Annotated in this window: 11 protein-coding genes and 1 riboswitch; of the genes, 6 read left to right on the top strand and 5 right to left on the bottom strand. The window is 65.9% G+C overall.

From position 1 onward, the window contains the following. Nucleotides 1-55 precede the first annotated feature (55 nt). On the bottom strand, nt 56-1084 hold the full coding sequence (locus PK606_RS11155; protein ID WP_324563887.1) for a ferritin family protein: 1029 nt from the start codon (nt 1082-1084) through the stop codon (nt 56-58). A gap of 241 nt (nt 1085-1325) precedes the next feature. Here PK606_RS11155 and paaA point away from each other — a divergent pair, with 241 nt between their 5' ends. The 5 genes from paaA (at nt 1326) to paaE (ending at nt 5416) form a co-directional block, all read left to right on the top strand. Next, complete coding sequence (gene paaA / locus PK606_RS11150; protein WP_324563885.1) at nt 1326-2351, top strand: 1,2-phenylacetyl-CoA epoxidase subunit PaaA; 1026 nt, start codon at nt 1326-1328, stop codon at nt 2349-2351. Nucleotides 2352-2372: 21 nt separating this feature from the next. Beyond that, complete coding sequence (gene paaB / locus PK606_RS11145) at nt 2373-2675, top strand: 1,2-phenylacetyl-CoA epoxidase subunit PaaB (protein ID WP_324563883.1); 303 nt, start codon at nt 2373-2375, stop codon at nt 2673-2675. 57 nt (nt 2676-2732) lie between these two features. Further along, the gene (gene paaC / locus PK606_RS11140) at nt 2733-3605 is read left to right on the top strand and encodes a 1,2-phenylacetyl-CoA epoxidase subunit PaaC (protein ID WP_324563880.1); all 873 of its coding nucleotides are present in this window, start codon (nt 2733-2735) and stop codon (nt 3603-3605) included. Between the two features lie 23 nt (nt 3606-3628). Further along, complete coding sequence (paaD, locus tag PK606_RS11135) at nt 3629-4177, top strand: 1,2-phenylacetyl-CoA epoxidase subunit PaaD (RefSeq protein WP_502920833.1); 549 nt, start codon at nt 3629-3631, stop codon at nt 4175-4177. Nucleotides 4178-4312: 135 nt separating this feature from the next. Then, nucleotides 4313-5416 carry a 1,2-phenylacetyl-CoA epoxidase subunit PaaE gene (gene paaE, locus PK606_RS11130; RefSeq protein WP_324563878.1) on the top strand — a complete coding sequence of 368 codons (1104 nt, stop codon included), beginning with the start codon at nt 4313-4315 and terminating at the stop codon, nt 5414-5416. Nucleotides 5417-5523: 107 nt separating this feature from the next. Here the strand turns inward: paaE and PK606_RS11125 are convergent, their stop codons facing one another. From PK606_RS11125 to ahcY, 4 genes are all read right to left on the bottom strand, one after another. Next, complete coding sequence (locus tag PK606_RS11125) at nt 5524-5979, bottom strand: septal ring lytic transglycosylase RlpA family protein (RefSeq protein ID WP_502920832.1); 456 nt, start codon at nt 5977-5979, stop codon at nt 5524-5526. 331 nt (nt 5980-6310) lie between these two features. Continuing rightward, on the bottom strand, nt 6311-7141 hold the full coding sequence (gene metF, locus PK606_RS11120) for a methylenetetrahydrofolate reductase [NAD(P)H] (protein WP_324563876.1): 831 nt from the start codon (nt 7139-7141) through the stop codon (nt 6311-6313). Between the two features lie 6 nt (nt 7142-7147). After that, nucleotides 7148-7897, bottom strand: coding sequence for a TlyA family RNA methyltransferase (locus PK606_RS11115; RefSeq protein ID WP_324563874.1), 750 nt, complete (start codon nt 7895-7897; stop codon nt 7148-7150). 135 nt (nt 7898-8032) lie between these two features. Then, nucleotides 8033-9469: an adenosylhomocysteinase gene (gene ahcY, locus PK606_RS11110; protein WP_324563871.1), complete on the bottom strand. Its 1437-nt coding sequence runs from the start codon at nt 9467-9469 to the stop codon at nt 8033-8035. 71 nt (nt 9470-9540) lie between these two features. Next, a riboswitch (S-adenosyl-L-homocysteine riboswitch) is annotated at nt 9541-9624 on the bottom strand. A gap of 101 nt (nt 9625-9725) precedes the next feature. Here ahcY and PK606_RS11105 point away from each other — a divergent pair. Continuing rightward, complete coding sequence (locus PK606_RS11105) at nt 9726-11351, top strand: peptide chain release factor 3 (protein WP_324563869.1); 1626 nt, start codon at nt 9726-9728, stop codon at nt 11349-11351. Nucleotides 11352-11905: the final 554 nt, after the last annotated feature.

Here is an 11905-nt window from a genome sequence, read left to right as displayed (position 1 = left end):
GCACAGGGCGGAACGGGGGCGCACAGCCCCCATTCTTCACCCTTTCACGGCCTGGTCAGAACACCGGAATGATGTCTTCCATCTCGATCTCGCTGATCTCCTGGCCGGTGATGCCGACCTCGGGGATCGCCGGGAACGGGATGTTGTAGCGGTCCAGCACGCCCTTGAGGTTGATCATGGCATTCTTCCAGTTTTCCTTCTTCGCCTCGTAGGTCGGGATGCCGAAGCCGGCGCCGCGCGCCACTTCCTCGGCCTCGCGCTGGTTGTCGATGAAGTCGGCCGGCAGGTCCCAGAACTCCATCGGCGGCTCGAACAGCACCGCCGACAGGAACAGGTAGCCGGCGCGGATCTGCTTGGTGACGATGGCCTTGGCATCGTCCTTCAGGCCCGGGTAGTCGCGCTCCATCACCGCCATGCAGATGGCCATGTGGCGGCCTTCGTCGCGGCCGATGTTCTTGAAGGCTTCCTTGAACACCGCCTCGCGCGAGTTCTCGTACATCTGCTTGAAGATGGTGGCGGCGGCGATCTCGCCCATCAGGAACGAGCTGAACAGCACCGCCAGGTCGTACTTGGGCACCGCCTGCTTGTAGCCGCTCCAGTAGCGACCTCCGTTGAAGTACAGCCAGTGCGCGTTCTTCTGCAGGCGCTTGCCGAGTTCGGTCTTGGGCTCATAGGTCAGCGGATCGGGGTGGTCCAGCAGCTTGGTGATGGCCAGGCCGCACATGATCTCGTGGTTCTGCTCGTCGCGCGTGACCGAGAAGAAGCACTTGCGCACCGGATCTTCCTCGTGCACCTCGTAGGTCTTGATCAGCGCCTCGGCAAACACCGGTGGCGCCGAGGCATCGAACACCGACAGCAGGGTCCACCAGTAGGCGATGGCCTCGCGCTCCTCCCAGCTGTAGCTGTCCAGATCCAGCGTGTCCCATGGCAACTGCTCGGGTTCCCAGGCCTCGCGCAGCGAGGATTCCCACACCTCCTGCAGCTTCTGCGTCTTGCGATTCCAGGACAGCGGGTAGACGTTGGGCTGCACGGTCGGCGGCGGCAGTTCCATCTTGTCGGCAAAGCGTTCCTTGTGGCTGGACATGGTGTCTCCTTTGGTGATTGGTGATGTCGAGCAGCGGCCTGAGGAGTCTCAAGCTGTGCCGATCAATATTACAAAATAATAATTATCTTCGTGTTTTTTGTATCATAATACCCGCACCAGCCACATGGACCCGGCCTCACGCCGTGAATCGGCTGATTGACCAACCGAACGGTTGGTCAATTTTGTCTACACTGGCTGATCTGGTTCATGAGGCGCCGCGAAGCGCAGCAGGAGACGACGCATGTACACCCAATCGTTCTCGGTTCCCGACGACACCGATGGCAAGGCCAGCCGCGTGAAGGCCGCGCCCAAGCCTCCCAGCGAACACGAAGCGGCGCTGCAGGCCGCATTCGACGAGCGCATCGACGCCGACGGGCGCATCGAGCCGCGCGACTGGATGCCCGAGGCCTACCGCAAGACCCTGGTGCGCCAGATCAGCCAGCACGCGCATTCCGAGATCGTCGGCATGCTGCCCGAGGGCAACTGGATCAGCCGCGCACCGAGCCTGAAGCGCAAGTGCATCCTGATCGCCAAGGTGCAGGACGAGGGCGGCCACGGCCTGTATCTGTACAGCGCCGCCGAGACGCTGGGCACCAGCCGCGACGACATGCTCGACGCCCTGCATTCGGGCAAGGCCAAGTACAGCTCAATCTTCAACTACCCGACGCTGAACTGGGCCGACGTCGGCGTGATCGGCTGGCTGGTCGATGGCGCGGCGATCATGAACCAGATCCCGCTGTGCCGCTGCAGCTACGGCCCCTACGCCCGCGCCATGGTGCGCGTGTGCAAGGAGGAATCCTTCCACCAGCGCCAGGGCTACGAGGCCCTGCTGGTGATGATGAAGGGCACGCAGGCGCAGCGTGACATGGTGCAGGACGCTGTGAACCGCTGGTGGTGGAAGTGCCTGGCCATGTTCGGCCCGCCCGACGCCGACAGCCCCAACAGCGCGCAGGGCATGCGCTGGGGCATCAAGCGCATCAGCAACGACGATCTGCGGCAGAAGTTCATCGATGCCACCGTGCCCCAGGCCGAGGTGCTGGGCGTGAGCCTGCCCGACCCCGATCTCAAGTGGAATGCCGAGCGCGGCCACCACGACTACGGCGAGATCGACTGGGACGAGTTCTGGCAGGTCGTGAACGGCCACGGCCCCATGAACCGCGAGCGCCTGGCCACGCGCGTGAAGGCACACGAGGACGGCGCCTGGGTGCGCGAGGCGGCCCTGGCATACGCCGAAAAGCAGCAGCAACGCGCCCTCAAGGCGGCCTGAATCCCTATCTGGAGAATCCACATGAGCACCGCACAACCCGCCTTGAAAGACTGGCCGCTTTGGGAAGTCTTCGTCCGCAGCAAGCAAGGCCTTGAGCACAAGCACTGCGGCAGCCTGCACGCCAGCGACGCGCAGCACGCGCTGCAGATGGCGCGCGACGTCTACACGCGCCGGCAGGAAGGCGTGTCGATCTGGGTCGTGCCCTCGCACCTGATCGCCGCCAGCGACCCGAGCGAGAAGGACCAGCTGTTCGAGCCGGCCAGCGACAAGATCTACCGCCACCCCACCTTCTACGACATCCCTGACGAAGTGGGGCACATGTGATCGGCACAGGTTCAGCGTTGGACGTTCGGCGTCCAGAGTGAAACACGAAGACAAGACATGGAAACGCTCACCGCTCCGCACACGGCGTACGAGCCGGCCAAGCTGCCGCTCGCGCCCACCGACTACCTGCTGCACCTGGCCGACAACGCCCTGGTACTGGGCCAGCGCAACGCCGAATGGTGCGGCCACGCGCCGATCCTCGAGGAAGACCTGGCGATGGCCAACAACAGCCTGGACTTGATCGGCCAGGCGCGCCTGCTGTACCAGGCCGCGGCCGAGCGCATCAGCGGCGACGTGCGCGCGCCGCGCGGCGCCAGCTGGCCCACCGGCCCGATCACCGAGGACACGCTGGCCTACTTCCGTGGCGACGCCGAGTTCCGCAACTACGTGCTGCTGGAGCTGCCACACCACACCGGGCTGGTGCCCGCCGGAGGCGGCGAACGCGACTGGTCCGTGAGCATCGTGCGCAACTTCCTCTACAGCGCGCTGATGGTGCTGCTGTGGGAGCGCCTGCAGCAGTCCGCCGATGCGCAGCTCGCCGCCATCGCCGCCAAGAGCCTGAAGGAGGTGCGCTACCACCTGCGCCATTCGCGCGACTGGCTGCTGCGCCTGGGCGATGGCACCGAGGAATCGCAGCGCCGCGCGCAGGCCGCGCTGGACTGGCTGCTGCCCTTCACCGAAGAGTTCTGGTCCGCCAACGCGCTGGAGGGCGAAGCCGAAGCATCGGGCACCGGCATTGACGCAGCCAGCCTGCGCACCGCCTGGGACCGGATCGTCGATGAAGCGGTCAGCGAGGCCGCGCTCAAGCGCCCGCCTGCCGCCAGTCACTACGTGACGGAAGGCAAGCACGGCTTGCATTCGGAGCACCTGAGCTACCTGCTGGGCGAAATGCAGGGCTTGGCGCGCGCGCACCCCGGCGCGACCTGGTAACGCCAACCGGAGCTCGCGCCGACGTGAACACCACGACCGCCCCAGGCAACGGACTGCCTCCCGCCGAAGAGGCGCGCCTGTGGACGCTGCTCGACCGGCTGACCGACCCGGAGATCCCGGTGGTGACGCTGCGCGAGATGGGCATCCTGCGCGCCCTGCGGCGCGGCGTCGACGGACAGGTGGAAGTGGTCATCACCCCCACCTACAGCGGCTGCCCGGCCATGGACCAGATCGCCGACGACATCACCGCGACGCTGCGGGCAGATGGCATCGGCGGCCGCGTGGTCACGCAGCTCGCCCCGGCCTGGACCACCGACTGGATGACGCCCGAAGCGCGCGAGAAGCTGCGCGCATATGGCATCGCGCCGCCACGCTGCGGCGCCGCGCCGGAGGGCGAATCGGTGATCCAGTTCGCAGCCGGCGGTCGCCCGGCCGCACGACACGCCGTGGCCTGCCCGCAGTGCGGCTCGACCAACACCACCGAAACCTCGCACTTCGGCTCCACCGCGTGCAAGGCGCTGTACCGCTGCCTCGACTGCATGGAGCCGTTCGACTACTTCAAGCCTATTTGACACCCACCCTGAGGCGCTGCGCGCCTTCCCTCAAGGGACGCGTGCAGCGGCCGGGCCAAGCCCGCTCCGCACACGTCCCGACCTTAGACGCCCACCTCGCTCACATCCAACAAGATTCCCAGGAGCTGCCACCCCATGTCTGTTCCGCGCTTCCACGAACTCACCGTCGCCCGCGTCAGCCCCGAAGCCGCGGGCGCCGTCGCCATCACCTTTGCCGTGCCCGACGAACTGCAGGACAGCTTTGCGTTCCAGCCCGGCCAGTTCCTCACCTTGCGCACCACCATCGACGGCCAGGACGTGCGCCGCAACTACTCGATCTGCAGCACGCGCAGCCGCTACAGCCAGGCGCGCGAACTCGAGGTCGGCATCCGCCCGATGGAAGGCGGCGTGTTCTCGAACTGGGCAGCCACCCAGCTGAAAGCGGGCGACCGGCTGGCCGTGATGCCGCCGGACGGCCGCTTCGTGATCCGCAAGCCGCGCGCCCTGCACCGCGTCGGCTTCGCGGCCGGTTCGGGCATCACGCCGATCCTGAGCATCATCGCCAGCACCATGGAAGAGAGCGACACGGCGAAGTTCACGCTGGTCTACGGCAACCGGCGCATGAGCAGCGTGATGTTCAACGAGGCGCTGCAGGACCTGAAGGACAAGTACAAGAACCGCCTGACGCTGATCCACATCCTGTCACGCCAGGCGCAGGAAGTACCGATGCTGGAAGGCCGCATCGACGCCGCCAAGGTGCAGCAGCTGATCGACACCCTGCTGCCGGCCAGGAGCATGGACGAGGTCTTCGTGTGCGGCCCCGAGGCCATGATCGAGCAGGTCGAGCAGGCGCTGAAGACCGCCGGCGTGCCGCAGGACCGCATCTACAGCGAGCGTTTCACCTCACCCACGCTGGAGGCACTGAGCACCAGCGCGCGCCGCGCCGCCGTCGAGCAGACCGACCCCGAGGCGCCGCAGGGGCAGGTGGCGCTGACCGTGGTCGTCGACGGCAAGCAGCATGAAATGAACATGCGGCGCGACCAGCACGTGCTCGACGTGGCACTGTCGGCCGGCCTCGATCTGCCGTACTCGTGCAAGGCCGGCGTCTGCTGCACCTGCCGCGCCAAGGTGCTGGACGGTTCAGTGACCATGGACAAGAATTTCACGCTGGAGAAAGCCGAAATGGCGCAGGGTTTCGTGCTGAGTTGTCAGGCCCGCCCCACCACCGACCGGTTGACGGTGAGCTACGACGAGCGCTGATCCAGCCGCAGGCGGCAAGGCCTGCCGTCACACACGCGAGAAAGGCGCCCCTTGGGCGCCATTTTCTTTCTGTTCGCGGGAAACGAACTGGCGAGCGCGCCCGCGCCTCAGCTGTCCCGCGCCGCCGCGATCAGCTCGGCTGCTTCGCGCTCGGGCGGGGCTTCGCGCAGCACCACGGTGTCGTGCCCGCGCGACTTGAAGCCCAGCGCCTTGGCCGCCGCCTTGCTGAGGTCGATGACGCGGCCCTTGATGAACGGCCCACGGTCGTTGATGCGCACCACCACCTGCTTGCCGGTGCGCGGGTTGTGCACCAGCACACGGGTGCCGAAGGGCAGGGTCTTGTGCGCGGCGGTCAGCTCGTGCATGTCGAAGCGCTCGCCGTTGGCGGTGGTGCGGCCATGAAAGCCGGGTCCGTACCAGGAGGCGATGCCGCGCTGCAGGTCGCGCCCGCTGCGCAGGCCCAGCGCCGGCTGCTGCGGCGCCGTCAGGCCGGGTGCATCATCCTGCGCGGCCGGCATGCCGCCGAGCCGGGGCTTGAAGCCGGTGTAGTTGGGGCAGCGCATGTCATGCACCGCCTTGGCCGAGGAGCAAGGCGCCGAAACAGCGGGGGTGGAAGTGTTCAGGCTCACCGTCTGGGCCGCGAGCGGCCTGGCTACCAGCATCAGCGCGGTGATCTGCGCGCCGATCCACATCACTCGGCTTGCTGGCAGACGGCGTGCACTTCCCGAAACCGACGCGCCGAAAGAGCGGGCGCCGGGAGAGGTGTCCCGTAACATGGGGGCTGATTCTAGCGGGCCACCTCCGCCGCGTCAGCCTCTGGATGGCATCCGAGTGTGTCTTTAGATACAAAACTCGAATTTCGATGGCGTCAAACCAACCGGCTGCTATATGAAATCAGGCCAGACCCAGCCGGCGGCAGACTTCCAGCGTCGGGCCAGCCTGGTTGAGCGTGTAGAAATGCAGGCTCGGCGCACCGCCGGCACGCAGGCGTTCGCACATGGCGGTTACCACGTCGGCGCCGAAATCCTTGATCGAGGCGCTGTCGTCACCGAAGCTCTCCAGCCGCATGCGGATCCAGCGCGGCACCTCGGCACCGCAGCTATCGGAAAAGCGCAGCAGCTGCGTGGAGGTGGCAATCGGCATGATGCCCGGCACGACGGGCAACTCGACCCCACGCCGGCGCAGCTCGTCGACGAAATGGAAATACGCGTCAGCGTTGAAGAAATACTGGGTGATGCCCATGTTGGCGCCGGCGCGCACCTTGGTGGCGAAGGCGTCGAGATCGGCCTGGGGCGACCGGGCCTGCGGATGCGTTTCGGGGTAGGCGGCCACGGCGATCTTGAAGTGATCACCGGTTTCGCCGCGGATGAAGGCGACCAGATCGCTGGCGTAGCGGAACTCGCCGCCGATGCCGTAGCCGCTCGGCAGGTCGCCGCGCAGCGCGACGATGCGCTTGACGCCGGCTTCGCGATAGATGCTCAGGCGCTGGCGGATGCTCTCCTGCGTCTGGCCGATGCACGACAGGTGCGGCACGCCGCGCCGGCCTTCGCCGACGATGTCGCGCACGGTGTCCAGCGTGCCTTCCTGCGTCGAGCCGCCGGCGCCGAAGGTGACCGAGCAGAACTCGGGCTCCAGCGCGTACAGCTTCTGCCGCACGGCGCGCAGCTTCTCCACGCCTTCGGGCGTCTTGGGGGGGAAGAACTCAAGGCTGAGGGGTAGGGACATGGGTATTCAGGTTTCAACAGGTGCCGCCAGCGCGGCATGAATGAAGAACTCGCGGTTGCCATCGCCGCCGGCGATCGGGCTGGGCAGCCAGTGGCGCACTGCCAGCCCCGCGTCGGCGCAGGCGCGCCGCAGACGCTGCTCGACCTGGGCATGCAGCGCCACGTCGCGCACGATGCCGCCCTTGCCGATGTCGCCCGGCTGCAACTCGAACTGCGGCTTGACCAGCAGCAGCAACTGACCGCCCGGCCGCAGCAACGGCATCAGCGCCGGCAACACCAGCGTGAGCGAGATGAAGGACAGGTCGGCGACGATCAGGTCGAACCGCGCGCCCGGCAGGGCGGCATCGAGCTGGCGGGCATTGACACCCTCCAGCGCGCGCACGCGCGCGTCCGCCGCCAGGCGTGGATGCAGCTGGCCGTGTCCGACGTCGACACCCACCACGCTGGCGGCTCCGTGCTGCAGCAGGCAGTCGGTGAAGCCGCCAGTGGACTGGCCGACGTCCAGGCAATGCCAGCCGCCCACAGCGAGCCCGGTGGCGCGCAAGGCACCATCCAGCTTCAGGCCGCCGCGCGAAACGTAGCGCGCCGCGGCGGCATCGAGCAGTTCGATCTCGGCATCGGCGGGCAGCTCGTCGCTCTTGATCAGCGGGCGCCAGCCGCCCGGCGACCGCCAGCGCGCACCGGCCGCGATCAGGCGCTGGGCTTGGCTGCGGCTGGCGGCGAGGCCGCGTTCGACGAGGACTTGATCGGCGCGCATGCCTGATGAATGACGGATGACAAATGACCAACGACAAATGACGTCGCTGCGGACGCAACCCGCAACAACGGGTTGGCCCGTTGGTCATTCGTCATCGAGGCCGCGCAGCGGCCGGCTCATTCGTTATCACATCGATCAATAGCGGTAGGTGTCCGGCTTGTACGGCCCCTGCCTGGGCACGCCGATGTACTTGGCCTGCTCGGCCGTCAACTCGGTCAGCGTGGCGTTCAGCTTGGCCAGCTGCAGGCGCGCGACCTTCTCGTCCAGGTGCTTGGGCAGCACGTAGACCTGGCCCACGGCGTACGCGTCAGGCCGCGTGAACAGCTCGATCTGCGCGATGGTCTGGTTGGCAAACGACGCTGACATCACGTAGCTCGGATGCCCGGTGGCGCAGCCCAGGTTCACCAGGCGCCCCTTGGCCAGCAGGATGATGCGCTTGCCGTCCTTGAAGATGACGTGGTCGACCTGCGGCTTGATCTCCTCCCACTTGCACTTGTCTTCGAGGCTGGCGACGTCGATCTCGTTGTCGAAATGGCCGATGTTGCAGACGATGGCCTGGTCCTTCATGGCCTTCATGTGCTTGTAGGTGATGACGTCCTTGTTGCCGGTGGCGGTGACGAAGATGTCGGCAAGCGGCGCCGCCTCTTCCATGGTCACCACCCGGTAGCCTTCCATCGCCGCCTGCAGCGCGCAGATCGGGTCGATCTCGGTGACCCACACCTGGGCCGACAGCGCGCGCAGCGCCTGGGCCGAACCCTTGCCGACATCGCCGTAGCCGCACACCACGGCGATCTTGCCGGCCACCATCACATCGGTGGCGCGCTTGATGCCGTCGACCAGTGACTCACGGCAGCCGTACAGGTTGTCGAACTTCGACTTGGTGACCGAATCGTTGACGTTGATGGCACGGAACAGCAGCGTGCCGGCGGCGCTCATCTCCTTCAGGCGGTGCACGCCGGTGGTGGTCTCCTCGGTCACGCCGAGAATCTCGGCGCTCTTGCGGCTGTACCAGCTGGCGTCTTCCTTCAGCCTGGCCTTGATGGCGGCGAACAGCACCTTTTCTTCTTCGCTCTTCGGATTGGCCAGCACCTTCAGGTCTTTCTCTGCCTGCTGGCCCAGATGCATCAGCAGCGTGGCGTCGCCGCCGTCGTCCAGGATCATGTTGGGCCCTTCGCCCTTCGCGCCCTTCTTGCTGAACTCGAAGATGCGGTGCGTGTAGTCCCAGTAGTCCTTCAGCGTCTCGCCCTTGATGGCAAAAACCGGCGTACCGCTGGCGGCGATCGCCGCGGCGGCGTGATCCTGCGTCGAGAAGATGTTGCACGAGGCCCAGCGCACGTCGGCGCCCAGCGCCTGCAGCGTCTCGATCAGCACCGCGGTCTGGATCGTCATGTGCAGGCTGCCGGCAATGCGCGCGCCCTTTAGAGGCTGCTTCTTGGCGAATTCCTCGCGGATCGCCATCAGGCCGGGCATCTCGGTCTCGGCGATCTGGATTTCCTTGCGGCCCCAGGCGGCGAGGTTGATGTCGGCGATGGCGGAATCCTGCGCCACGGGGTTTTTCAGGGGTGCGTTCATGGTTTGCTCCAACAGCTCGTTGCCTTGAAAAAACCACTGACGGGGGGGATGGCAACTCACCGCACTCGATCAGTGGGTGAGCGTCGTTGCGATATGGATGACTCCCGAGCCTCGCACCTGGCTGGATCACGGGTGCTGCAACGCTCCTCGGGAGGAGCGCAGATTATATCGGGCGCGCGATAATTGGCGTTTTTCGCTTGCCGCACCAGCTGTGCCGGCGCAGGTTCGCGTCCCGCGAACATCCGGAGCCTTTCGATTGTCCTACGCCAAAGAAACGCGGCGCCGCCGCACCTTTGCCATCATCAGCCACCCCGACGCCGGCAAGACCACGCTGACCGAGAAGCTGCTGCTGTTCTCCGGCGCGATCCAGATCGCCGGCAGCGTGAAGGCGCGCAAGGCCAGCCGCCACGCCACCAGCGATTGGATGGAGATCGAGAAGCAGCGCGGCATCTCGGTCGCCTCCAGCGTGATGCAGATGGTGTACCGCGACCATGTCATCAACCTGCTCGACACGCCCGGCCACAAGGACTTCAGCGAGGACACCTACCGCGTGCTCACCGCCGTCGATTCGGCGCTGATGGTGATCGACGCCGCCAACGGCGTGGAGGCGCAGACGCGCCGCCTGATCGAAGTCTGCCGCCAGCGCGACACGCCCATCATCACCTTCGTCAACAAGATGGACCGCGAGGTGCGCGACCCGCTCGACATCCTCGACGAGGTGGAGCGCGAGCTGGGCATGCCCTGCGTGCCCATGACCTGGCCGGTGGGCCAGGGCAAGCGCTTCGGCGGCATCATCAACCTGCGCACGCAGGCGATGACGGTGTTCCAGGCCGGCAGCGAGAAGCGCCCGCAGGACTTCGAGGTGATCCCCCTGGGTGAGCGCGACAAGCTGATCAAGCGCTTCGGCAGTGCCTTCGAGGCGGCTGAGGAAAGCATGGAGCTGGCTGCCGGCGCCTCACCCGTTTGGGATCACGAGGCCTTTCTTGCCGCCAGGCAGACACCGGTGTTCTTCGGCTCCGGCGTCAACAACTTCGGCGTGATGGAGGTGCTGGACGCGCTGGTCGACATGGCACCATCGCCGCGCCCGCGCAAGAGCACGGCCGTGGTCAACCGGCAGGTGCAGGAGCAGGTGATTCCGCCAGATGCCCCGACCTTCGCCGGCGTCGTCTTCAAGGTGCAGGCCAACATGGACGCCAACCACCGCGACCGCATCGCCTTCGTGCGCGTGGCCAGCGGCAAGTACGTGCCGGGCATGAAGCTTAAGGTGCAGCGCACCGGCAAGGAGCTGCGGCCGACCAGCGTCGTCACATTCCTGTCGCAGCGCCGCGAGGCGGTGGACGAGGCCTACGCCGGCGACATCATCGGCTTCACCACCCACGGCGGCGTGCAGCTGGGCGACACCATCACCGACGGCGCCAACCTGCAGTTCACCGGCCTGCCCTTCTTCGCGCCCGAGATGTTCATGACCGTGGTGCTGAAGAACCCGCTGCGCACCAAGCAGCTGCAGCAGGGCCTGGCGCAGCTCGGCGAAGAGGGCGCGATCCAGGTCTTCAAGCCCGATGCCGGCGGCAACATGATGCTGGGCGCGGTGGGCCAACTGCAGTTCGAGGTCGTGCAGCACCGGCTGAAGACCGAATACGACTGCGACGTGCGCCTGGAAGGCAGTCAGTACACCGGCGCGCGCTGGATCACCGCCGACACGCCGGGCGAGCTGCGCGAGTTCGAGAACGCCTACCCGCTGCGCATGGCGCACGACGCGGCCGATGCGCTGGCGTATCTGTGCACGTCACCGTACGACGTGCGGTTGGCACAGGAGCGGTTTCCGAAGATCCACTTTCATCCGCTGCGGGAGCATGCGGGGTTGGCGTTGCAGACAGGCTAAACCCGTGGGCCACCGATTCACTCCCTCACCTTCTGTGTTATGGCTTGGATTCATACTGCTGGTTGCCACGCAGCGACTCGTCCGTAAGTTCCCAGCACCCGATGCACCGCTGAACTCCGACGCTCAGTGGTCATACCTACCCTACGCGCGTCGGCTGCTTGATCATCCATGGCAGTTTCTGACCACTGACCCAGCCAGCCATATGGTTGCGCCTTTGGGATATGTGTGGCCAGCACTTTGGGGCGCGGATCATGTGCGGATACAGATAGCCAACTGCATCCTTTTCTTGCTCTGCGTGCTCATGTTGTGGCGCTGCGCCACTCGTCTGGCTGGCGTCTGGGCCGGCGTCACGGCAACGGCATTGCTGGTTGGACATCCGGGGCTTATTAATTACGTTCCCCAAGTGCTGACCGAGTCGATATATTTATTCGGCATCATGCTGCTCTTACTTGGCATGATCGAATATTTGACAGATTCACGCCACCGACACCGTTATCTATGGCGGTTTCAAGACCGAAGTGCAACACCGAGGTCAATGAACCGAAGTTGATGGC

It is taken from the genome of Ottowia sp., assembly GCF_035444425.1.
Taxonomy (GTDB): Bacteria; Pseudomonadota; Gammaproteobacteria; order Burkholderiales; family Burkholderiaceae_C; genus Ottowia.
This window is presented reverse-complemented; position numbering and strand designations above follow the sequence as displayed.

Coding starts and splice junctions, on each gene's coding strand:
- PK606_RS11155 (WP_324563887.1), bottom strand. CDS start 1,084: ATGTCCAGCCACAAGGAACGCTTTGCCGACAAGATGGAACTGCCGCCG.
- paaA (WP_324563885.1), top strand. CDS start 1,326: ATGTACACCCAATCGTTCTCGGTTCCCGACGACACCGATGGCAAGGCC.
- paaB (WP_324563883.1), top strand. CDS start 2,373: ATGAGCACCGCACAACCCGCCTTGAAAGACTGGCCGCTTTGGGAAGTC.
- paaC (WP_324563880.1), top strand. CDS start 2,733: ATGGAAACGCTCACCGCTCCGCACACGGCGTACGAGCCGGCCAAGCTG.
- paaE (WP_324563878.1), top strand. CDS start 4,313: ATGTCTGTTCCGCGCTTCCACGAACTCACCGTCGCCCGCGTCAGCCCC.
- PK606_RS11125 (WP_502920832.1), bottom strand. CDS start 5,979: ATGCGCTGCCCCAACTACACCGGCTTCAAGCCCCGGCTCGGCGGCATG.
- metF (WP_324563876.1), bottom strand. CDS start 7,141: ATGTCCCTACCCCTCAGCCTTGAGTTCTTCCCCCCCAAGACGCCCGAA.
- PK606_RS11115 (WP_324563874.1), bottom strand. CDS start 7,897: ATGCGCGCCGATCAAGTCCTCGTCGAACGCGGCCTCGCCGCCAGCCGC.
- ahcY (WP_324563871.1), bottom strand. CDS start 9,469: ATGAACGCACCCCTGAAAAACCCCGTGGCGCAGGATTCCGCCATCGCC.